The 22,525-nt window shown below is 69.1% G+C and carries 20 protein-coding genes; 11 read left to right on the forward strand and 9 right to left on the reverse strand.

The features are described from left to right. The first annotated feature begins 113 nt into the window (after positions 1 to 113). Complete coding sequence (locus GYB83_RS17700; RefSeq protein ID WP_161896667.1) at positions 114 to 1,565, forward strand: MFS transporter; 1,452 nt, start codon at positions 114 to 116, stop codon at positions 1,563 to 1,565. Positions 1,566 to 1,571: 6 nt separating this feature from the next. Here GYB83_RS17700 and GYB83_RS17705 read toward each other — a convergent pair whose 3' ends face one another. The 4 genes from GYB83_RS17705 to GYB83_RS23915 all read right to left on the reverse strand — a co-directional run bounded on the left by GYB83_RS17705 (position 1,572) and on the right by GYB83_RS23915 (position 4,001). Next, on the reverse strand, positions 1,572 to 2,549 hold the full coding sequence (locus tag GYB83_RS17705) for a glutathione S-transferase family protein (protein WP_161896668.1): 978 nt from the start codon (positions 2,547 to 2,549) through the stop codon (positions 1,572 to 1,574). 4 nt (positions 2,550 to 2,553) lie between these two features. Next, the gene (locus tag GYB83_RS17710) at positions 2,554 to 3,141 is read right to left on the reverse strand and encodes a hypothetical protein (RefSeq protein ID WP_161897569.1); all 588 of its coding nucleotides are present in this window, start codon (positions 3,139 to 3,141) and stop codon (positions 2,554 to 2,556) included. Positions 3,142 to 3,308: 167 nt separating this feature from the next. After that, positions 3,309 to 3,800 (reverse strand): M15 family metallopeptidase, encoded by a 492-nt coding sequence (locus tag GYB83_RS17715; RefSeq protein WP_161896669.1) that lies wholly within the window; start codon positions 3,798 to 3,800, stop codon positions 3,309 to 3,311. A 78-nt stretch (positions 3,801 to 3,878) separates the two neighbouring features. Beyond that, complete coding sequence (locus GYB83_RS23915; RefSeq protein ID WP_267130334.1) at positions 3,879 to 4,001, reverse strand: hypothetical protein; 123 nt, start codon at positions 3,999 to 4,001, stop codon at positions 3,879 to 3,881. A gap of 12 nt (positions 4,002 to 4,013) precedes the next feature. Between GYB83_RS23915 and GYB83_RS17720 the strand changes: the two genes are divergently transcribed. Genes GYB83_RS17720 through GYB83_RS17745 form a run of 6 tightly spaced genes read left to right on the forward strand, consistent with a single transcriptional unit; the run spans position 4,014 to position 10,741 of the window. Then, the gene (locus GYB83_RS17720; RefSeq protein WP_161896670.1) at positions 4,014 to 4,799 is read left to right on the forward strand and encodes a GntR family transcriptional regulator; all 786 of its coding nucleotides are present in this window, start codon (positions 4,014 to 4,016) and stop codon (positions 4,797 to 4,799) included. Then, a complete protein-coding gene (locus GYB83_RS17725) occupies positions 4,796 to 5,023 on the forward strand; it encodes a 4Fe-4S dicluster domain-containing protein (RefSeq protein WP_161896671.1) in 228 nt (75 codons plus the stop codon). The genes GYB83_RS17720 and GYB83_RS17725 overlap by 4 nt, the downstream gene beginning before the upstream one ends. Before the next feature lie 45 nt (positions 5,024 to 5,068). Beyond that, entirely contained in the window at positions 5,069 to 6,445 is a 1,377-nt protein-coding gene (locus tag GYB83_RS17730) for an ABC transporter substrate-binding protein (RefSeq protein WP_161896672.1), read from the forward strand. A gap of 26 nt (positions 6,446 to 6,471) precedes the next feature. Beyond that, the gene (locus GYB83_RS17735; protein ID WP_371865337.1) at positions 6,472 to 7,269 is read left to right on the forward strand and encodes an ABC transporter permease; all 798 of its coding nucleotides are present in this window, start codon (positions 6,472 to 6,474) and stop codon (positions 7,267 to 7,269) included. Further along, complete coding sequence (locus tag GYB83_RS17740) at positions 7,266 to 8,021, forward strand: ABC transporter ATP-binding protein (protein WP_161896674.1); 756 nt, start codon at positions 7,266 to 7,268, stop codon at positions 8,019 to 8,021. The genes GYB83_RS17735 and GYB83_RS17740 overlap by 4 nt, the downstream gene beginning before the upstream one ends. Further along, positions 8,018 to 10,741, forward strand: a complete 2,724-nt coding sequence (locus tag GYB83_RS17745; RefSeq protein WP_371865224.1) for a fumarate reductase/succinate dehydrogenase flavoprotein subunit — start codon at positions 8,018 to 8,020, stop codon at positions 10,739 to 10,741. Before GYB83_RS17740 ends, GYB83_RS17745 begins: the two co-directional genes overlap by 4 nt. 7 nt (positions 10,742 to 10,748) lie before the next feature. Here the strand turns inward: GYB83_RS17745 and helR are convergent, their stop codons facing one another. From helR to fdhD, 3 genes are all read right to left on the reverse strand, one after another. Continuing rightward, complete coding sequence (gene helR, locus GYB83_RS17750; RefSeq protein WP_228461590.1) at positions 10,749 to 12,872, reverse strand: RNA polymerase recycling motor ATPase HelR; 2,124 nt, start codon at positions 12,870 to 12,872, stop codon at positions 10,749 to 10,751. A 104-nt stretch (positions 12,873 to 12,976) separates the two neighbouring features. After that, on the reverse strand, positions 12,977 to 15,322 hold the full coding sequence (locus GYB83_RS17755; protein ID WP_161896675.1) for an FdhF/YdeP family oxidoreductase: 2,346 nt from the start codon (positions 15,320 to 15,322) through the stop codon (positions 12,977 to 12,979). Continuing rightward, complete coding sequence (gene fdhD / locus GYB83_RS17760; protein ID WP_161896676.1) at positions 15,319 to 16,182, reverse strand: formate dehydrogenase accessory sulfurtransferase FdhD; 864 nt, start codon at positions 16,180 to 16,182, stop codon at positions 15,319 to 15,321. The genes GYB83_RS17755 and fdhD overlap by 4 nt, the downstream gene beginning before the upstream one ends. Before the next feature lie 148 nt (positions 16,183 to 16,330). Here fdhD and GYB83_RS17765 point away from each other — a divergent pair, with 148 nt between their 5' ends. Both GYB83_RS17765 and GYB83_RS17770 read left to right on the forward strand, forming a co-directional pair. Then, on the forward strand, positions 16,331 to 17,797 hold the full coding sequence (locus tag GYB83_RS17765) for an ABC transporter permease subunit (protein WP_161896677.1): 1,467 nt from the start codon (positions 16,331 to 16,333) through the stop codon (positions 17,795 to 17,797). Next, positions 17,794 to 18,543, forward strand: a complete 750-nt coding sequence (locus tag GYB83_RS17770) for an amino acid ABC transporter ATP-binding protein (RefSeq protein WP_161896678.1) — start codon at positions 17,794 to 17,796, stop codon at positions 18,541 to 18,543. The genes GYB83_RS17765 and GYB83_RS17770 overlap by 4 nt, the downstream gene beginning before the upstream one ends. An 8-nt stretch (positions 18,544 to 18,551) precedes the next feature. Here the strand turns inward: GYB83_RS17770 and GYB83_RS17775 are convergent, their stop codons facing one another. Both GYB83_RS17775 and GYB83_RS17780 read right to left on the reverse strand, forming a co-directional pair. Beyond that, positions 18,552 to 19,718 (reverse strand): MFS transporter, encoded by a 1,167-nt coding sequence (locus GYB83_RS17775; protein ID WP_161896679.1) that lies wholly within the window; start codon positions 19,716 to 19,718, stop codon positions 18,552 to 18,554. Then, positions 19,715 to 20,845 carry an alkaline phosphatase family protein gene (locus GYB83_RS17780; RefSeq protein WP_161896680.1) on the reverse strand — a complete coding sequence of 377 codons (1,131 nt, stop codon included), beginning with the start codon at positions 20,843 to 20,845 and terminating at the stop codon, positions 19,715 to 19,717. Before GYB83_RS17780 ends, GYB83_RS17775 begins: the two co-directional genes overlap by 4 nt. Before the next feature lie 361 nt (positions 20,846 to 21,206). On the opposite strand from GYB83_RS17780, the gene GYB83_RS17785 reads away from it, so the two are divergent. Next, entirely contained in the window at positions 21,207 to 22,295 is a 1,089-nt protein-coding gene (locus GYB83_RS17785) for a DUF222 domain-containing protein (protein ID WP_308469664.1), read from the forward strand. 15 nt (positions 22,296 to 22,310) lie between these two features. Continuing rightward, the gene (locus tag GYB83_RS23980) at positions 22,311 to 22,517 is read left to right on the forward strand and encodes a hypothetical protein (protein WP_371865339.1); all 207 of its coding nucleotides are present in this window, start codon (positions 22,311 to 22,313) and stop codon (positions 22,515 to 22,517) included. Positions 22,518 to 22,525 lie beyond the last annotated feature (8 nt).

The raw sequence follows: 22,525 nt of genomic DNA on the forward strand, positions 1-22,525 counted from the left end.
GCACGGGTGACGCAGCCGAGTATGTCACATGTCCGATTTTGAATGTCCCCGACGGATATGTACCGTGCATAATCTGTCCAGACGACCAGTCGACATCATTCAGAAGGACGCACATGTCACTCGACTCCAAACCCGACGAGACGACCGGGAACGATCGTTCGGCGATCTTCGTCGTCGCGGTGCTCTGCTTCGGCGGCCTCGTGGCATCGCTCATGCAGACGCTCATCATCCCGATCCAGCCGGAACTGCCGACGCTGCTGCACACCACGATCGGCAACGCGTCGTGGATCATCACCGCCACCCTGCTCGCGGCCGCGGTCGCCATGCCGATCGCGGGACGACTCGGCGACATGTTCGGCAAGCAGCGGGTACTGCTCGTCAGCGCGTGCCTGCTCGTGGTCGGTTCGGTGATCTGTGCGCTGTCGTCGTCGCTCGTCCCGATGATCGTCGGACGCGCCGTCCAGGGCCTGGCGATGGGCTTCATCCCGGTCGGCATCAGCCTCATGCGTGAGGTCACCCCTCCCCGCCTGACCGCGGTGTCCGTCTCCGCGATGAGCGCGACCCTCGGCGTCGGCGGAGCCATCGGCCTGCCGCTGTCGGCGTGGATAGCCCAAGACCTCGACTGGCACGCCCTGTTCTGGGTCGCCGCGGGTCTGGCCGCCGTCGTCGCCCTCCTCGTCCAGGTCGTGGTCCCTCACATCGACGACGCAGCGGGCGGACGCTTCGACGGCATCGGAGCCGTCGGCCTCGCGATCGGCCTGTCGAGCGTGCTCGTCGCGATCTCGAAGGGCAACGACTGGGGCTGGACCGACGCGCGGACGCTCGGCTTCGCGATCGGCGGCGTCGTCGTGCTCCTGGTCTGGGGCGCGTTCGAGCTCCGCCAGTCCGAACCGCTCGTCGACCTGCGCACCACCGCCACGCCTGCCGTCCTCCTCACCAACCTCGCCGCCATCGCGATCGGATTCGGCATGATGGCGCAGGCCATCGTCATGCCGATGCTCATGGAGCTCCCCGAAGCTGCGGGCGGCATGGGACAGTCGCTGCTGCACGCGGGCCTCTGGATGGCGCCCGGCGGCCTGATGATGCTGGTGTTCGCGCCGGTCTCGGCACGCATGATGAACACGTTCGGCCCGAAGATCACCCTCGCCGTCGGAGCCTCCGTCCTCGGTGTCGGCTACCTGTGCGCCTACTTCCTGATGAACGCTCCGTGGCAGATGGCGATCGCGTCGGTCATCGGCTCCGCAGGCGTCGGCATCGGCTACGCCGCCATGCCGACACTGATCATGGGCGCGGTCCCGATGACCGAGATCGGCGCGGCCGTCGGCCTCAACGGCCTCATGCGCTCGGTCGGCACCACCCTGTCGTCGGCGATCATGGCCGTCATCCTGACCAGTTCGACGTTCGCGCTGGGCGGCAAGGAGATCCCCACCCACGACGCGTTCAAGTGGTGCTTCCTCATCGGAGCGGTCGCGGCCTTCGTCGGCGTCGCGATCACCCTCGCGATCCCGACAGTCAAGCGGCTCCAGCAGCAGGGCGTCGAGGTCCGCGAGACCGCCAAGGTCTAGCGCGGGCTAGAGCGGCGCGGGGGCGGTGCCGCTGCCGAAGGGCGAGCCGCCGAGCCGCTCGCGGCCGTGCGGCGCCGCCCAGTTCGCGAGATCGGGGCCCTTCGGGACGATGCCCGACGGATTGATGTCCCGGTGGACCTCGTAGTAATGCGACTTGATGTGATCGAAGTTCGTCGAGTCGCCGAAACCCGGCGTCTGGAACAGGTCGCGAGCATACGCCCAGAGGACCGGCATCTCGGACAGCTTCTCGCGGTTGCACTTGAAATGCCCGTGGTAGACGGGGTCGAACCGGGCGAGCGTGGTGAACAGCCGAACGTCGGCTTCGGTGATCGTGTCCCCGACCAGGTACCGCTGGTTCTTCAGCCGCTCCGACAACCAGTCGAGGCGACCGAACAGCTGGTCGTAGGCCGCATCGTACGACTCCTGCGAACCGGCGAAACCACACCGGTACACGCCGTTGTTGACATCCCGGTAGACCAGCGCATTCACCTCGTCGATCTCGGCGCGCAGGTCCTCCGGGTACAGCTGCGGCGCACCGTCGCGGTGGAACTCGGTCCACTCGAGCGAGAAATCGACGGTGATCTGCCGGAAGTCGTTCGTGACGACGGCGCCCGTCGGCACGTCGACGATCGCGGGGACGGTGATCCCCTTCTCGTAGCCCGGGACGCGCGCGAAGTACGCGTCCTGCAGGCGCGGGATCCGCAGCACCGGGTCGAGGTGATCCGGGTCGAGGTCGAACGTCCACGACCGCTTGTCGTGCGTGGGGCCGCACACGCCCATGCTGATGGCGTCCTCCAGCCCGAGGAGTCGTCTGACGATGATCGTCCGAGTGGCCCACGGACACGCGTACGACACCACGAGCCGGTACCGGCCCGCCTCGACCGGGTATCCGTCCGCTCCGTCACGGGTGATGCGCGTCTCGATGTACCTGGTGTCACGCTCGTACGGCTGATTCGCCTCGACGTACGTCCCCTGCTCGGCCATGTGTCTACATCCCTTCGAACGCGCGGCCCAGTTCGACGTCGACGTCGATGAGTCGGGCCTTCTTCACTTCCGGCTTGTCCACCTCGTCGGCGACGAAGCGGGCGATCACGCGTCGGATCTCATCGTCCACCTGAGCGAGGTAGCGGATGATCGACCCGCGGATGTTGTGCGACGCGACGTCGACGAACACATCCCTCGGACGCGGCGTCTCCACCTCGATGCGCAGCTGGAGGGGTTCGGCGCAGCGCACCGACAGCGGCAGCGTGACGAGTCCGTCGACGTCGTACCTGATCCGGTCGACCTTGAGGTCGACGACAAGGCCGATGAACAGCGGCAGTTTGACCGTGAAAGTGATGGTGTCGGCCACCTGGCGAGTGATCTCCGGTTCGGCGATCTTGACGTTCGCCTGGACCTTGACGACTCCACCGGGGCCCGCCGCGATCGGCCCGACCTGGAACTCCTCGCCTGCGATCGCGGTGAATGCGGCTCCGATCCGGTCCTCGGTCACGGCGACCTCGAAGAACCTCCGACCGAACTGCTCGTACGTCAAGTAGGCCCGGCCGTCGCCGGTGACCTCGGACGATGCCGCCACGTCGTCGACCTCACTGCCTTCCGCCTCGATCTCGACACCGACCTCCACGGGGTCGTGCTGATCGTCGAGGGCCTGATCCTGCGTCACTTCTTCGGAAACCACATTCTCGGACACCGTTACATCGTGCCGCATCCCCGGCCCGATCGCCTACCTCGCACCGATCGCGGCTATCGACGGCTCGCATCGGGCAGTCGCGGCCCGCACGGGACGCCCGGCAGCGTCGTCGCCTCGAAGTGCCACCACTCGTTGTCGTACGTGCGACACAACCCGAACCGGTAGCCGTTGCGTTCGAGCCAGGCCGCCCCGGCGCGCGGACCGACGTCGATCGCGTCCCCCGCGACGTGGGTGGACCGAGACGGCGGAAGCACCCACCTGCTCGCCGCACCCGGGCTTCCGTACTGGCGGACGCCGTCGCGCCACATCCGGTCCTGCTCCGCCCATGACCGCTTGCCCGAGGTGATGCTCAGCGGCACGCCCGACCGGCCGGCCGCATCGCGGGCCAGCGTGTACTCGACCGCCAGCTGCGGCGACAGGCCCGCCGTCCCCGGTGCGAGACGTACGCCGAGCACGGTCGCGGCCGGGGCCGCCGTCGCCGGGGCGGCCGCCGACGCCGCCAGACACAACGTGGTGACGACGGTGAGGATCGAGAGTCGGGTCATGGCGTCGACGCTACCGAGGTCCGCGGATTTTCGCGCGCGCTGACTTCAAATGCCGCCCGGCCCGCAGCGGTGGCGGAATCACCGTGATCCGATCTCCTCCGCGCAGGTCAGGGCGCATCGGCCAGGGTCTCGCGGTGGCGCGTTTCCGGCCGGGTCGGCGAGGGTCGACGACGCCGCGCGGAACAGCCGTCGAGCAGCCATAGGCTGCCTCCCATGCCGAATCAGACCGATCCCCTCGACGCTCGCCGTCCGCCGACCGCGACGCGTCGCCGTCGCGCCGACGACGCCCGTGTGGTGGCCGACGTGCTACGCCGGGGAATCGACAGGGGCGACCGGATCGGAGCCATCGACGAGTCGGCCCTGACGACCGAGTTCGACGTCTCACGCAACACCGTCCGGGACGCGTTGGCGATCTTGTCGGCCGAAGGCCAGATCGACAGGTCTCCGCGCGTCGGCACCCACGTCGTCCGCCGCAAGGCCGAACACGGCATCGACGCCCTGCGCGGCCTCCAAGAGACCCTGCGCGGTCTCGGTGAGGTCCACAACGAGGTCCGAGTCGCGACGGTGCTCCGCGCGCCGGCCGCAGTCGCCCGACGCCTGGAGATGTCGCCCGGCGACGACGTCGTCTACATCGAACGGATCCGCAGGCTCGACGACGAGCCGATCAGCCTCGATCTCACCTACCTCACCCCCGACGTCGGAATCCCCCTGTTGGAGCACGACATCGAGAACACCGACGTGTTCACCCTCCTCGAACGGGTGTCCGGGACACGTCTGCACTCGGCCGAGCAGAGCGTCGAAGCCGCCTGCGCCGACCCGCACTCGGCGGCCAATCTCGACGTTCCGTCAGGCACCGCGCTGCTGCTCATCGAACGTCTCACCCGCCTCGGACCGACGGCCCGCCCCGTCGACCTCGAGTACCTGCGCCTGCGCAGCGACCGCATCAGCCTGCACGCGACCGCATTCCGCGATCCCCAACCGATCGGAGAACCCCGATGAGCCTCGTCAACAACCGCGCCGACGTCCCCGTCACGATCGACGAATCCCTGTGCATCGACGGTTGCACGCTGTGCGTCGAGGTGTGCCCGCTCGACTCGCTCGCGATCAACCCGGAGTCGGGCAAGGCCTTCATGCACGTCGACGAGTGCTGGTACTGCGGGCCGTGCGCCATCCGTTGCCCCACCGGCGCCGTCACGGTGAACATGCCGTACCTGCTGCGCTGACCGCATCTCCCCCGACCCGTCCCCTCACAGCCCGAGGTTCCCGCCATGCCCCGTTTCCGCCATGCCCTGATCCCCGTCCTGACCGCCGCCGTCGCGCTCGCCACCACCGCCTGCTCGCTCTCCCCCGACGATGACGACTCGACCGTCATCGTCGTCGGCTATCAGTCGAAGACGATCAACACCGTCACCGCGGGAACGCTCCTGCGGGCGCGCGGCGACTTCGAGCATCGGCTCGACGAGGTCACGAAGCGGACCGGCGCGAAGTACTCGGTCCGCTGGGAGGACTACGACACCGGCGCCCCGATCACCACCGGGATGATCGCGGGCAAGATCGACATCGGATCGATGGGCGACTACCCGATGCTCATCAACGGGTCCCGCGCCAATGCGACCCCCGCGACGGCCACCTCGATCCTCTCGGTCACCGGATCGTCGCCCAAGGGCTCGCTGAACATGGTGGTGACGAAGCCCGACTCGACGATCGCGTCGATCCGGGACCTCGCGGACAAGCGGGTCTCTGCCAGTGTCGGATCGGCGGGCCACGGCACCCTGCTCGCGGGGCTCGCCGGGGCGGGCATCGCCGCCGACCGGGTCGACGTGACCAATCAGCAGCCGCAGCTCGGCGCGTCGTCGCTCGAGAGCGGAAAGGTCGACGCGCTCGCCCAGTTCGTCGCGTGGCCCGGCCTGCTGGTGTTCCAGAACAAGGCGAAGCTGATCTACGACGGCGCGCAGCTGGGTCGGCCGACCCTGCACGGCACGATCGCCCGCAACGCCTTCGTCGCGGCCCACCCCGATGTCGTCCAGGCCTTTCTGGAAGCTCAACTCGACTCGACGAAGGCGCTGGCCGACAACCCGCTGGCGGCCGCGAAGCAGGTCGCCGATGCGAGCGGACTCCCGCCCGAGGTGGTGTACCTGTACAACGGTCCGGGCGGAACGGACTTCAATCCGGCGCTCAAGCCGTCCCTCGTCGACGCTCTCGCCGCGGACAAGCCGTACCTGCGGTCGATCGGCGACTTCCCGAACCCCGTCGACCTCTCGACGTTCGTGAACGACGAGCCGCTGCGTGCGGCGGTCGCCGCGACCGGCGGCGACTACCGGGCGCTCCTGCACCGGACGGGCAACGCCTCCACCGCGGTCGGCGAGGTCTGGTACTCGGGAACGACCACCACCAAGGTCGGCGATGCGACCGCGGTCTTGAAGCTGGTGCGTGCCGCGCGGGACGCGAACCGTCCGGTGACCGCCGCGTACATCACCGACCCGGCGCTCGGGACCCGCTGGTTCGCCGATCACGCCGTGTGGCTGCGGGACGGTTCGACGTTTCAGGCCTTCACCACGACGGACGGCGCAGCCGCGTGGCGGGCGACGCACCCGACTGCGGTCCCGGTCAGCTACGCCGACGCCCTGAAGCAGGTGCAGCCGTGACCGAGGCCTCGATCGACATCGCACGTGTGCAGCCCGTCGCTCGACTCGGCGGACTACGCCGCCCGGCCCTGCGCCTCGCGACCGTCCTCGTGACGCTCGGGCTGTGGCAGTTCCTGGCGGCGAACGACGTGGTCCTCTGGCTGCACTTCGACACCGTCCCGTCGCCGACGGAGGTGCTCGACGCGTGGATCGACCGCCTCGGGACCAGCGGCTACTACCTCGACATCGGGCAGTCCCTGATCCGGATCGGCACCGGCTTCGTCCTCGCCACCGCGATCGGAGTCCCCCTCGGCATCGCGCTCGGCAGGTCGAGCCTCGCGGGCGACACCCTCGGAACCCTTACCGAGCTCGCCCGTCCGATACCGGCGATCGCGTTGGTCCCCATCGCGATCCTGGTGTTCCCGAGCGACGAGGCCGGCATGGTGTTCATCACCTGCGTGGCCGCCCTGTTCCCGATCGTCGTGTCGACCAGGCACGCCGTCCGCGCGCTCCCGACCATCTGGGAGGAGTCGGTCCTGACCATGGGCGGCACCCGGCGCGACGTGGTGCTGCGGGTGGTCCTGCCCGGCATCATGCCCGGCGTGTTCGGCGGCCTGTCCGTCGGCATCGGCGTCGCCTGGATCTGCCTGATCTCCGCGGAGATGATCTCGGGCAGGCTCGGCATCGGCTACCAGACGTGGCAGAGCTACACCGTCGTCGACTATCCCGGCGTGTTCGTCGGGATGTTCACCATCGCCGCCCTCGGCGCCCTCACCTCGGGCGCCATCGAGTTCATCGGCCGCCGGGTGACCGGCTGGCTGCCACGAGGAGAGAAGCAGTCATGAGCACCGACATCGACATCGTCGACGCGACCCTGCGCCACGGCGACCGAACCGTCGTCGACCGCCTGTCCCTGTCGATCCCGGCGGGCCAGATCCTGGTGGTCACCGGACCGTCCGGCTGCGGGAAGTCGACGCTTCTGCGCGCGATCGCAGGGCTGCGACCGATCGACGAGGGCACGATCAGCGTGGGCGGACATCGGGTGACCGGCACGTCCGGAGACCGTGCGATGGTGTTCCAGGACGACGCCCTCCATCCGTGGCGCACCGTCCGACGCAACATCGCCCTCGCGCTCGGACTGCGCGGCGTCCCGCGCGGTGAGCGTCGCGCCGAGACCGACCGCTGGATCTCCGAGATCGGCCTCGACGAGTTCGCCGACCATCTGCCCCGCGAACTGTCTGGCGGCATGCGTCAGCGAGTACAACTCGCCCGCGGGTTGGCGGGCGCGCCGCGGGCCGTGCTGATGGACGAGCCGTTCGGCGCACTCGACGCCCAGACCAGGACGTCGATGCAGCAGTTGTTGATCCGCACGCTGCACGCTCACCCGGCGACGGTCGTCTTCGTGACGCACGACGTCGACGAGGCCGTGCTGCTCGGCGACCGGATCGTCGTCCTCGATCACGCGGGCGCCGGGGTCCGCCGCATCGTGGACGTTCCGCGTCCTCGTGTCGACAGCGTCGAGAACCGTGCCGCCCGAGACGAGGCGGCCGCCGCCCTCGTCGGCGGCGACCAGATCCGAGAGAAGGTCCCCGCATGACCGCCCCCACATCCGACACCCCGCTGCGCGCACCCGATCTCGCCGATGCGAAGCGCCTCGACTGCGACGTCCTGGTGATCGGCGGCGGCACCGCCGGCTCGATGGCCGCACTGACCGCCGCCGAGAACGGCGCGAACGTCCTGTTGTTGGAGAAGGCGCACGTCCGTCACTCCGGGGCGCTCGCCATGGGGATGGACGGCGTCAACAACGCAGTCATCCCAGGCAAGGCGACACCCGAGGACTACGTCGCCGAGATCACTCGAGCCAACGACGGCATCGTCGACCAGAAGACCGTGTATCAGACCGCGACGCGCGGTTTCGGCATGATCTCGCGCCTCGAACGGTACGGCGTGAAGTTCGAGAAGGACGAGTACGGCGAGTACGCGGTCCGCCGCGTCCACCGTTCCGGCTCGTACGTGCTGCCGATGCCCGAGGGCCGCGATGTGAAGAAGGTGCTCTACCGGGTGCTCCGACGCCGCGACATGCGGGAGAAGATCACCATCGAGAACCGACTCATGCCCGTTCGGGTGCTCACCGAGAACGGTCGGGCCGTGGGCGCGGCCGCCCTGCACACGCGGACCGGCGAGTTCTATGTGATCGGCGCGAAGTCGGTGATCCTGGCGACCGGCCCCTGCGGTCGTCTCGGGTTGCCCGCGTCCGGCTACCTGTACGGGACGTACGAGAATCCGACCAACGCGGGCGACGGCTACTCGATGGCGTACCACGCCGGAGCCGAACTGTCGGGCATCGAGTGCTTCCAGATCAATCCGCTGATCAAGGACTACAACGGCCCCGCGTGCGCCTACGTCGCGAACCCGTTCGGCGGCTACCAGGTGAACGCCGACGGCGACCGCTTCGTCGACTCCGACTACTGGTCGGGCGACATGATGACCGAGGTGGTGCGCGAGATCGACTCCGCGCGCGGACCGATCTACCTCAAGGTCTCCCACCTGCCGACCGAGACGATCGACACGCTCGAGTCGATCCTGCACACCACCGAACGTCCGACTCGCGGTACCTTCCACGCGAACCGGGGCCACAGCTATCACACGCACGACATCGAGATGCACGTCTCCGAGATCGGCCTGTGCAGTGGGCACTCGGCGTCGGGCGTGTGGGTCGACGAGAACGGAGCCACATCGGTCGACGGCCTGTACGCGGCGGGCGACCTCGCGTGCGTCCCGCACAACTACATGATCGGAGCCTTCGTGTACGGCGAGCTGACGGGTGGCCATGCGAGCGACCGCGCGAAGGGCGTCGACGCCCCCGGAGAACTTCCCGCCGACCAGGTCGCCGCGGCGCACGAATTGATCTACCGTCCGCTTCGCAATCCGGACGGGCCCCCGCAGCCGCAGGTGGAGTACAAGCTGCGCCGCTTCGTGAACGACTACGTCGCTCCCCCGAAGACGTCGAACAAACTCGGCATCGCGATCGAGACGTTCGAGCGGATGAAGGGCGAGATCGCCGAGATGGGCGCTCGGACGCCCCACGAGTTGATGCGGTGCGCCGAGGTCACCTTCATCCGCGACTGCGCCGAGCTCGCCGCACGCAGCTCGCTGACCAGGACCGAGAGCCGGTGGGGCCTGTACCACCAGCGTGACGACATCACCGAACGCGACGACGCAGCCTGGGGCTATCACCTCAACGTGCGCAAGTCCGAGACGGGCGAGATGGAGTTCCTCGGCCGCCCTGTCGCACCGTATCTGGTGCCCGTCGACGGGCTCGATCACCTTCCGCCCACGGATCGTTCGGTGATCTCCATCGAACAGCCCGCCGTGTCGGTCGGGCCGGGCGACGGGCTGTCGACCGGTGGAGCGGCCCGGCCGGTGGCGAGTCCGGGCGCTCCCGTCGAGAAGCGGGAGCCCCTGTCGCCGCGCATCGCCGAGTTGGTCCGCATGGAGTCGCCGACCGTCGACGATCTGGCGGCATACCTGACCGATCCGGGCGCCCCGGTTCGTCGGACCGCGGTCGCCACGTTGACCGAACACACACCGGCGGGATTCGACCTGGCGCTCGCGGAGGCGTTGGGCGACGTCGACGGGGGCGTCCGCCAGGCCGCCGTCGAAGCGCTCCGCGAGCTCGTCGAGGTGCTGTCGGGCAAACCCGACTTCGTGGGCGCGCTCCGGTCGTCCGCGGCCTCGGACGATCACCTCGTGCGGGCCGGGGTCCTCGACGTGCTCCGGGCGTTGAAGGAGGCCGACGTCGACTTCTTCGCCGGCTTCGTCGACGACCGTCACCATCGGGTGCGGATCGAGTCGATCCGCGGACTGGTCTCGTTGGACGCGGCGTCGCAGATCGCGGTCGCGGCCGCCGACTCCGACCGCGAGGTCCGGGTGGTCGCCGCACAGGGACTGGCGACGGTCGGGGCCGGCGCGCGGACGCTGCGCACCCTGGCGATGGACGTCGACCCGCTCGTCCGCGCGACCGCGCTGGCCGCCCTGTCGACGCTCGGCGACGGCGAGGTCGACGGGAAGTTGCTGCGGAAAGCGTTGCGCGACAGCGCATGGCAGGTCCGGAAGGGCGCGGCGACCGGCCTGGCCGTCGCTCCGGGGCCGGAGTCGGTGACCGCGTTGGCTCCGCTGGTGTCCGATCCGCACGGCGACGTCCGCAAGGCTGCCGTGCAGACTCTGCGTCCGTGGTCGGACGATCCGGTCGTCGCCGAACTGATCGACCTGGCGCGCTCAGACGAGGACGCCGACGTCCGGGCCGCGGCCCGCTGACCCCCTCTTATCGGAGCACCACCAGTTCTCTCGTCGACCTGGTCATCGAGACGTACCGGTCCACGGCTCCGGCCACGCCGCCGCCGAACTGGTCGGGGTCCACGAGCACGACGAGGTCGAACTCGAGCCCTTTCGCGGTTCCGGGTGTCAGGACCGCGACCCGCGCGCGGGGACCGAACCCGTGCGCACCGATCACGCACACAGTGCCGTCGTTCACCGCGAGCCAGTCGTCGACGACGGCGCCGAGATCGGCGACGGCGCCCTCGCGCACGGGGACGCCGGCCGACCGCACCGCCGACGGGACCTCGGCGTCGGGCACCGCGCCGCGGATCTGTGCCGCGGCGACCGTCATGACTTCCTCCGGGGTCCGGTAGTTGACGGTCAGGGTCCGGGTGGTGACCTCGTGCAGGCCGACGCGTGCCAGTCGCTCCGCCCACGATTCGGCGAATCCGTCGCGGGCCTGTGCTCGGTCGCCGACGATCGTCATGCTCCCGGACGGACACCGGTCGACCAGCATCCGCCACTGCGCGTCGGTCAGTTCTTGCGCTTCGTCGACGACGATGTGCGCGAACGGTCCGGCCAGCGCGTCGGGCTCGACCCGGACCAGGTCGGCGTCGTCGACGATGACGCCCTGGATGTCTTCGGCGCGCAGCATGGTGGCGAGTGCGCCCATGTCGTCGGCCCCGGCGATCAGGTCGTCGACGACGGCGTCCATCACGCGCCTGCGCTCGGCGGTTTCGACGCGGGCCCTGGCCGCCCGCCGGGCCGCGCCTGGATCGCCGAGTCGCCTGCGGGCGGCGTCGAGCAGGGGGACGTCGTCGGCCGTCCACGCGGTCGGGTCGGCCCGTTGCAGCATCGCCACCTCGCCGTCGCTCAGGTGCGGGGCGCATCGCCGCAGATAGGCGGGCACCGTCCAGAGGTCGCCGACGAGATCGGCAGCCTCGATCAGCGGCCACACCCGGCCGACCGCTCGATGCAGGTCGGCGTTCGCATACAGCTCGGCTCGCAGGGTCTGCGGATCGACGTCGACGTCCGCGCCGTCGACGAGGATGTCGAGCAGCACGGCCCACAGGTCGTCACGCGCCTCGTTGTGCGGGACTCCCCGCGGCACCGCTCGGAGCGCTTCGGTCCAGTCGGCCGGATCCACGGTGAACGTCCCGTAGTCGGTGTCGACGTCGACGCCCTCTCGCGGCGGCTCCTCGTAGAAGCCGACCGCCGGTTCGATCGCGTCGACCATCGCCGTCGTCGCCTTGAGCGCCGTGACCCGCGCATCGGACTCGGGCGGGTAGCCGTCGCCGCCGGGCACCGTCTCGGCGAGAGTGCAGGCCGTGACGCCCTCTTCGCCGAGGCCGGGCAGGACATCGGCGATGTACGCGAGGTACGGACGGTGCGGTCCGACGATCAGGATCCGGCCGCGGCCGGCCTGCAGCCGAGGGTCCGCGTAGAGGAGATACGCGGCCCGATGGAGGGCGACGACGGTCTTGCCTGTCCCCGGCCCGCCGTCCACCAGGAGCACTCCCTTCGACGACGCGCGGATCGCGGCGTCCTGATCGGCCGCGATGGTGCCGAGCACCGACTGCATGGTCGCCGATCGGCTCGCGCCGAGGCTCGCGATGAACGACGACTGCGCGTCGAGTGCGGCGCTCGACGACTCGTCGTCGGTGAACCGTTCGTCCCAGTAGTCGACGATCGCTCCCCGCGCCCACCGGTAGTGCCTGCGGCCCGCGAGCCCGCGCGGGTCGGCGAGGGTCGCCGCGAAGAACGGGGCGGCGTCGGGGGTGCGCCAGTCGATCACCAGGGTGTGGCCGTCCGCGTCGCTCAGGCCGATGCGTCCGATGTAGACCGGGTCGCCGTCCACCGGGTCGATCCGCCCGAGGACCAGGTCGGAGCCCAACCTCGACAGGGTCCGCAGTCGGGACTCCAACCGTCGGATCTCCAGGTCGCGTTCGACGCCCGCCCCGCCGCGCAGGTCGGTCGCCAGCCTCGCCGCGCTCAACTCCGCCGTCGCCTGCTCGGTCTGCTCGACGACGCGCTCGGCGATCGCGGTCATGCGGGCGGTGTCGGCGGCGATCAGACTCGGGTCTGCTTTGCCGGTCGCGGTGTCGGGCAGTCGGAAAACGGTGCTGGTCACGGGTCCCCTCTCGTCGTGAGTGGACCATTCTGCACCGCCCCGGCGGCCTTGCCGCAAGCCCCGGTCCACGCGCTATGGTGAAAGGGGAGAGACCGGCGCCCCGATCACGATGCGGTGATGCGCACTTTCACATTCTTCATCAGCGGCTGGTCGCTCTGAACGCTGTAGTCGGCGGCACCGATCAGCGCGTTCATCTCCGGCATGTAACCCGCGGCCGCGCCCCGTGGCAGGTCGTACGCGATCGCCCGGTACCGGCACAGCGACCGCTGCGAACCGTCCTTCGAGGTGGACACGATGTCGACGAACTGGCCCTCGGTCAGTCCCCGATCGGCCATGTCGTCGGCGTTCATGAACACGAGTTCACGAAGGTTCTTGACGCCCCGGTAGCGATCGTCGCTGGAGTAGATCGTCGTGTTCCACTGGTCGTGCGATCGCATCGTCTGCAACACCAGGACGTCCGGATCGGACGGAACGACGTCAGGTGTCGGCGCGTGGCTGAACTCCGCGAGCCTGCTCGGGGTGTGGAAGATCCGTTCCCGAGCGGCCTGGGGGATGCGGAATCCGAGGGGTCGACGGACGAGTTCGTTGAACCCCTCGAATCCGGGCAGCACCCGTGCCATCGCGTCACGGATCCTGTCGTAGTCGGCGACCATCTCCTCCCACGGCGTGGTGCTCGCGGGCAGCGTCGCCCGGGCCATGCCGCCGAGGATCGCCAACTCCGATCGCAGGTGCGGCGACGCGGGCCTGCGTTTGCCCGCGGACAGTTGGACGTTGCTCATCGCGTCCTCGCACGACACGCCCTGCGGGCCGCCCGCCTGCACGTCCTTCTCGGTGCGACCGAGGCACGGCAGGATCAGCGCCTTGCGCCCGTGGACGAGATGGCTGCGATTGAGTTTGGTGCTGACCTGCACGGTCAGTTCGCACCGGGTGAGTCCCTGCGCGGTGAACGTGGTGTCGGGCGCGGCGAGCACGAAGTTGCCTCCGAGGGCGACGAACACCTTCACCGTGCCGTCGTTCATGCCCGCGACGGTCTGCACAGTGTCCAGCCCGTGGGCGCGCGGCGACGAGATGCCGAACTCGGCGTCGAGTGCGGCGAGGAACGGCTCCTTCGGCCGGTGGTCGATGCCGCACGTCCGGTTGCCCTGGACATTGCTGTGCCCGCGGACCGGCGACGGCCCGGAGCCCTCGCGGCCGATGTTGCCGCGCAGGAGCAGCACGTTCATGAACTCGCGGACGGTGTCGACCCCGTGTTCGTGCTGGGTGACGCCGAGGCACCACGAGACGATCGACCGGGGCGAGTCGAGATAGATCTGGGCGAGCGCACGCACGGTCTCCTCGTCGACGCCCGCCTGGCGGGTCAGTTCGTCCCACGAGGCGGCGTCGACGAGCGCCCGGTACTCCTCGAATCCGGAGGTGAAGCGCTCCAGGAAAGCGTGGTCGAGGGCGCCGCCGCCGGGATCGCGGTCCTCGGCTTCGAAGACCGCCTTGGCGACACCGCGCATCAGGGCGAGGTCGCCGCCGGGCCGCACCTGGACGTCCATCGTCCCGGTGTCGGTGGAATGGAACCGCGCCATCTCCAGCACCTCGTGCGGGACGATCGTGCGGGTGGACGCGACCTCTTTCATCGGGTTGATGTGGACCACTTGCGCGCCGCGCTTGACCGCGTGTGCCAGTGACGTGAGCATCCGCGGCGCGTTCGACGCGGCGTTCACACCGAACACGAACAGTGCGTCGCACGCGTCCCAGTCGTCGAGGGAGACCGTGCCCTTGCCGGTCGCGATCGACGCGGTCAACGCTCGACCCGACGCCTCGTGACACATGTTGGAGCAGTCCGGGAGATTGTTGGTCCCGAACTCGCGCACCCACAGTTGGTACAGGAACGTCGCTTCGTTGCTGAGGCGACCGGAGGTGTAGAAGGCGGCCTCGTCGGGGCTGCCGAGGGCGCGGAGCTCGTCGCCGACGAGGGCGAACGCGTCGTCCCAGCTGATCGGCACGTACCGATCGCTCGACGCGTCGTACACGAGCGGCTCGGTGAGTCGGCCCGCGTCCTCCAGGTCGAAGTCCGTCCATCGGGACAGCTCGCTCACGGTGTGTCGCGCGAAGAAGTCGGCGTCGGCTCGTTTGTGCGTCATCTCCCAGGTGACGTGCTTGATCCCGTTCTCGCAGATGTCGAGCTTCACGCCGTGGTTGGAGTCGGGCCACGCGCATCCGGGACAGTCGAATCCGCGGACCGGGTGGTTCATCTCCAGCATGGCCTTGGTGCCGGCGAACAGCTCCCGTTCGGAGATGAGCACCTTGGACACCGATCGCGCCGCGCCCCACGCCGCGGCCGGGTGGTGATACGGCGAGCTCGACCAGGGTTCCGACGTCGCGGGCCCGAACCCGCCCTGACGCGGTTCGGCCGGGAGCAGGCCGGGCACGTGGAGGTCGCGGTGGATCGAATCTGTCATGACGCTGCTCCTGGGGTGACGGCGACGGGGTTCGCGACGCGATGCGGGTGGGTGTACACGTTCATGGTGGTGCCGCGGAGGAATCCGACGAGGCTCAGACCCGAGTCTTTCGCGAGTTCCACCGCGAGGGACGACGGCGCCGACACCGCGGCGAGGATCGGGATCCCGGCCATGACCGCCTTCTGGACGAGTTCGAAGCTGGCCCGGCCGGACACCGCGAGCACGGTCCGTCGCAGCGGGAGGCGGTCGTCGCGGAACGCCCACCCGATCACCTTGTCGACGGCGTTGTGTCGGCCGACGTCCTCTCGGAGGACGAGCAGGTCGCCGCTGTCGGCGTCGAACAGGGCCGCGGCGTGCAGGCCGCCGGTCTTGGCGAACACGGTCTGCCCGGCACGGAGTGCGTCGGGCAGAGCGGCCAACGTCTCGGCCGTCACCGTGACGGAATCGGCGACCGGGCCGAACGGCGCGACGGTGGACACGGCGTCGATGCTCGCTTTGCCGCACACCCCGCACGCACTCGTCATGGTGAACGCGCGGGCCCGGTCGCGAGCGGGCAGGACGGCGTCGGGTGCGAGGACCACGTCGAGCACGTTGTAGGTGTTCTCGGAGCCTCCGGTCCCGGGTCCTCCGCAGGCGATCGCGGACACCACTTGCTCGCGGCGGGACACGATGCCCTCCGAGACGAAGAACCCCGCGGCCAGATCGACGTCGTTCCCCGGAGTCCGCATGGTCACGACCAGCGGGGAACCGCCGACCCTGATCTCGAGCGGTTCCTCGACCGCGAGCACGTCGACTCTGTCAGTGCTGCCCTGCGCCACCGCCATCTTGGTGATCGGCCACCGAGCGGTAATCCGTCCCACGACTCCACTGTAGAGACGAAGGCGCTCGTCCGTGGGCCGGAACGACACGCACGGTACGGCCGTCGTGCTGGTCGTCCCTCCGGTGTTCTCCGCGCCGCGTGCGCACAAACGATGCCGTCCCGCCGTGGACCGCGTTTACTTATGTCCCATGACTTCCCGATTGCGGGCGTTGGCTCCGCTCCTCGTGGTGCTCCTCACGGCGCTGGGACTGCTGACGGCGTGTTCGTCGTCGCCCGACTCGGGTCCGGCGGACTCCGGCGTGATCCGATTCGGCACCGAGGGCACGTATCCGCCGTTCAGCTTCCACGATCCGGCGACGAACCGACTCACCGGCTACGACGTCGAGGTCGCCGAGGCGGTCGCCGCGAAGCTCGGCAAGCGCGCCGAGTTCGTCGAGGCTCCGTGGGACTCCCTGTTCGCCGCGCTCGGAGCGGACCGCTTCGACGTCGTGGCCAACCAGGTGACGATCACCCCCGAACGCCAGGGCAAGTACGCGATGTCGATCCCGTATGCGATCGGCGAGGGAGTGATCGTCACCCGAGCTGACGACACGTCGATCACCTCACTCGCCGATCTCGCGGGTCGTACCGCGGCGCAGACGGCGACCGCCAACTGGACCGACATCGCCCGGAAGGCCGGGGCGAAGGTCGAGACGGTCGAGGGATCGACGCAGGCGCTCACCCTGCTCAAGCAGGGCCGCGTCGACGCGACCGTCAACGACAGCCTGACCGTGAACGCGTACTTCGCCACCACCGGCGACACGTCGCTGAAGATCGCGGCGACCCTCGACGAGCGCAGCGAATCGGGGTTCGCCGCCCGCCGCGGCAGTCCGCTCATCAACGACATCAACCGCGCCATCGAGGCTCTGCGCGCCGACGGGACGCTGACCGAGATCTCCACGCGCTATCTCAATGCGGACGCCAGCGGGTCGACGCCGCGGTCGGCCGAACCGACGTCCACCTGGGAACTCGTCCGGGCCAACCTGTGGCCGATGGCGAAGGCGACGATCACCACGACGATTCCGCTTGCGGCCATCAGTTTCGTGATCGGCCTGGTCATCGCACTGGCCGTGGCGTTGGCTCGGATGGCGGACAATCGGTTCGCGGCGTGGCTGGCGCGCGCCTACATCTCGATCATCCGTGGCACCCCGCTGCTCCTGCAGTTGTTCATCATCTTCTACGCGCTGCCCGAAATGGGGATCAAGGTCGACCCGTTCCCCGCGGCCGTCGTCGCGTTCTCACTCAACGTTGGCGGGTACGCGGCCGAGATCATCCGCAGCGCGATCATGTCGGTCCCGAAGGGGCAGACCGAGGCCGCCGCCACCATCGGCATGAACTACGCGACGACCATGCGGCGGATCATCTTGCCGCAGGCCGCCCGAATAGCCGTGCCCGGGCTGTCGAACACGCTGATTTCGCTCGTCAAAGACACGTCGCTGGCATCGGCGATCCTCGTCACCGAACTGCTGCGTGTCGCCCAGATCGCGGCGGCCCCGACGTTCGAGTTCTTCGCCCTGTACGCCACCGCCGCCGTCTACTACTGGGTGGTGTGCCTGGTCCTGTCCGTGCTGCAGGGACGTCTGGAACTCCGCTTGGGAAGGTTCATCGCATCATGACCGAATTGATCTCCGTCACCGGCCTGCGCAAATCGTTCGGCGACCTCGCCGTTCTCCGCGGCATCGACTTCACCGTCGACGAGGGCACCGTCACCGCGGTCATCGGACCGTCCGGGTCGGGCAAGACGACGCTGCTGCGGTCGTTGAACGCCCTCGACGTGCCCGATGCGGGCGTGATCCGCGTAGCGGACGTCACCGTCGACTTCTCCGGCCCGGTGAGCGGGGCCGACACCGCCGCGTACCGCAGCCAGTCGGGTTTCGTGTTCCAGAACCACAATCTCTTCCCGCACAAGACGGTGCTGCAGAACGTCATCGAGGGCCCCGTCGTCGTTCAGCGACGGCCCGCCGCCGAGGCGACCGCCGACGCCCGCGACCTGCTCGCCAGCGTCGGACTCGCCGACAGACTCGACGCCTACCCGAGCCAGCTGTCGGGCGGTCAACAGCAGCGAGTCGGCATCGTGCGTGCGCTGGCCCTGCGCCCCAAGGTCCTGTTGCTGGACGAACCGACGTCCGCGCTCGACCCGGAGCTGGTCGGCGGAGTCCTCGCCGTCATCAAGGACCTCGCGGCGCAGGGCTGGACGATGGTCGTCGTCACGCACGAGATCATGTTCGCCCGCAAGGTCGCCGACCAGATCCTCTTCGTCGACGACGGTCTGATCGCCGAACGGGGCACGCCCGCGGAGGTGATCGACGCCCCGTCGAACGACCGCACCGCCCAGTTCCTGCGCCGCCTGTCCGACGTCTGAGACGTCGCCTAGCGCGAACCTGCGCGCAGATCGGCGGCTCCGATCGCCGCGGCGAGCAGTGCCACCACTCCGGCGAACACCAGACCGGCCTCACGGAGCCCGAGCGGAATCGCGAGGAGACCGACGCCGACAGCCGGGAATGCGAGCATCACGTAGATGACGGCGAAGAACGCCGACGACACTCCGCCGCGCAGCGATGACGGGACGCGTTCGACGGTCGTCGCGAGGCCGACGTTCATGCAGACACCGCACCCGAGACCGACCGCGACGGCGGACGCGATGAGCGGCAGCAGAAGTTCCTCGGACAGCGCCAGCGCGAGGAGGCCCGCCGATACGACGAGGACACCGCACGCCCCCGGCATCGCCCACCGCGCGGGCAACAGTCGGGTGATCAACTGACCCGCGGCCACGCAGGTGAACACGACGAAGACGATCGCCCCGGTCACCGTGTGGCTGGTGATGTCGAGGTTGCGGACGAGGAACAAACCGGTGATGGACGTCAGGACACCGCTGGACGCGAAGCCGGTGCCCGCCGCGAGCGTTCCACGGACGAACGCCCCACGGATCTCCCCCGGCACCCTGAGTCGCTCGACTCGGACGGCCAGTCGCCCGCGACGACGGTCGTCGACGCCGAACAGGTGCAGGCCGACGATCGCCAGCACCGCGACCACCAGGTGTATCGCGAACGGCACGACCAGCGGATGAGAGCTCAGGTCGGCGACCACTCCGCCGAACAGGTTTCCGATGCCGAGTCCGCCCGAGTTGACGGCGATGGCGAGCACACCGGCGGCGGCCCGCTTCGCGACCGGGAACAGGTCGATGATCGCGGCGGTCCCCGCACCGGTCATCAGACCGGCGCTGACGCCCGACAGGAGTCGCCCGGCGATCAGTGTCGCGAGGTTCGGCGGTATCAGGAAGACCACCGCGCTGATCACCGCGAAGAGAAGAGCGGCGACAAGGACCGGGCGGCGGCCGATCTGGTCGGACACCCGTCCGAACAGCAGGAGCGCGACGAACACACCGACCGCGTACACGGCGAACAGGACGGTGACCGTCAACGACGAGAACCCGAGGCGATCCGAGTAGATCGGGTACAGCGCCGTCGGGATGGTCGTGCCGATCATCGCGACGGCGAACCCGAACGCCGTCACAGCCACCGCGCGACTGTCGATCATCGGTTGGTCACCAGCGGGACGAGCTGTTCGTCGGACGTCCAGGCGCCGTGATGCCCGGCCATCGTCGACTCGAGCGGTTCGGTCTCCGGCCGGACGAGGACCGCGTCGCCCTGCGCCACCGCGATCAGGTCCCCGATCCGGTCCACGATCTCGGGCGCCGGGACAACCGGCCCGAACCAGCGTTCGTCGAGCGCCTGCTCGCGGGTGACGACGAGCGCATGTCTGCCTAGGACGTCCGCCCACGCGGCGGCCACGTCGCCGCGGGCCGCGGGTGTGCGGGCGTGCACATGACGGACCCTGGCCTCACCTGCGATGAGTCGCACCCCGTCGCGCAGTGCCGGTTCCGCGTCGATGTCGATGCTCACGCCCGCGCGGATCATCCCGTGATCACCGGTGACGACGAGTGTGCAGGTGTCGGGGAGATCGGTGAACAGGTCGGCGACCGCCCGGTCGACCGCAGCGAGTTCGGCGACCCATTCCGGTGACTCCGGCCCGTGCAGGTGGCCGATCATGTCCAGGTTCGGGTAGTACGCGTAGGCGAACCGACTGCGCGCGCCGCCGTCCGCGGCGACCGCAAGGATCCCCTCGCGCACGTCGGCGAGGGTCGTCGCCGGGTGCACCGTGCCGGTCGCCCGGAACGCCGCCCGCGTGAGGCCGGACGTCGCCTGGTAGCCCGGCACCACGTAGTGGACGTCGATTCCGTGCGCGGCGAGATCCTGCAGTCGGCTGTCTGCCGGCTGCGTCGACTCCGGACGGACGGCGTCGCGGGCGTCGGGGCCGTGCGCGGAATCCAGCGTCCACCGCAACGCGTTCAAGACGCGTGAACCGTCGCCGGTCTGGACGGCGAAGCTGTACCCGATCAACCCGTGCACCGCGCACGGCGCACCGACCGCGAGACTCGTGAGGCTCGTCGCGGTCGTCGCCGGGAATCCCGCCCGCAGGACGTGCCTCACATGCCCGGTCAACGTCGGCGCGATGTCGGCGTGCCGAGCGATCAACTCGGACCCGAGCCCGTCGATCAGCAAGACCACGACGTCACGATTCGGCTCCACCCCGAGCGGATTCGGACCCGCGATCCCGAACGACGACACGACAGACGGCATCACATCGGCGAGCGAATTCCCCATGACTCCTACAGTCGCACAAGCGAAACCCGCGCGCGACGATCATCCGCACGTGGGTTCCCGCAGTGACCACTCACCGACAACGGGTTCCCACTCCACCCACTCTATGGTTCATCCGTTTGGACTACATGTCGAACATACGTTTTTGTCAGAGGTGATCCATATCATGAACGTAGTTCCTCGGTAGCGCGAGGAGCTGCACGTTCTTTGACAACTTGATAGCGCCCAGTCCGGGCGAACCGAACCATCGGTCCCCACAGGGGAACCGAGCAGGCGGTGGACTGCGGCGCAACCGACATTCGGTGACGGATGCTGATGGCCTCTGCTCACACCGTTGTATCCGCAGCTCATGGAGGGGGAAACCATGTTTGCAACCACTATCCGCGACTTCACCGACCACCTGGTCGACGAACTCGCACCAGCCACCACCGCCGAGGCCGAGTCCGACGACTCACCTCGCCTGGCGTGCCTTCTCGATCGGGCCTCGCGCGTCGGATTCGACGACGCCGACATCCTGTCGGCGATAGTCGAGGTCGCCCGAGCCCAGAACATCCTGGCCGGCGCTCAAGCGTTGTTGGTCAGGGCCGCCGACCGGGTCGGGATCCCGGTCCGCAAACGATTGTCGATGCCGTCGTTGTTGATGGAGATCGGCGTCGCACCAGCCGTCGCACACCGTACTGTTCGCAACGGCCGCCACGCCGAGAGGCTCGACTCGGTGGCCCGAGGGATGAGGGGCGGCTACCTGTCGCCGGAGATGGCCGACGAGGTCGGACGAGGTGTCGCAGCTGTCGACAAACGGGTCCCACTCGACAACCCGGAGAGGCAGGTCCTTGCCCGCAAACTCCTGCTCAACTCCACACCGGGTGAGGTGAAGGCGGCCGCGAAGGCCGAGGGGATTCGTCTGGCGGCCGAGTCCGACGATCCGGAAGCGATCCCGGCGTCAGAGAACTCGGAGTTGAACGAGATGACATTGACCTCCGACGACGAGGGCCGCACAGTCTCCTCAATCTCGCTGGACGCACTGACCGGGGAAGAACTGTCCGCGGCGCTCGACCCGCTGATGCGGCCGGTACCGCAAACCGACGGGTCACGGGACCCGCGGTCCACCGCCCAGCGGCGAGCGGATGCGCTCGGACAGATCATCCGGACGTACCTCGCGGGGGCCGAACGTCCGACGAGTGGCGGTGTGTTGCCGCATGTGTCGCTGGTCGTCCCGACCGTCGGCACCGGTGGTGACGGGGTCGCTCGGCTCGGGTTCACCGGGCCCGTCGGGTCGGCGACGGTCGGGCTCGCGTTGTGCTCGTCGGCGGTGACCGCGGTGGTCGTCGACGGGGAGGGTGTCCCGCTGGATGTGGGCCGGGAGCACAGGTTGATGACTCCGGGGATTCGGAAGGCTCTCGCAGTGCGGGACTGCGGGTGTGCGTTCCCGGGGTGCGGGCGGCCGGTCTCGTAGACCGACGCACACCACATCATCCCCTGGTCGGAGGGCGGCGACACCTCGGTCAGGAACGGGGTGCTGTTGTGCCGAATGCACCACACGCTGATCCACAACGGCGGATGGCAAGTGGTCCTCGGCGACGACGGGCACCCGTGGTTCATCGAACCGGGCAGCACCGGGCCGATCCGGTCACACGCCCGGAGGACGCTGACCGGTCACGCCGACGCAGCGGCATGACCGGTCAG

Source organism: Gordonia spumicola (assembly GCF_009932475.1).
Classification (GTDB): domain Bacteria; phylum Actinomycetota; class Actinomycetes; order Mycobacteriales; family Mycobacteriaceae; genus Gordonia; species Gordonia spumicola.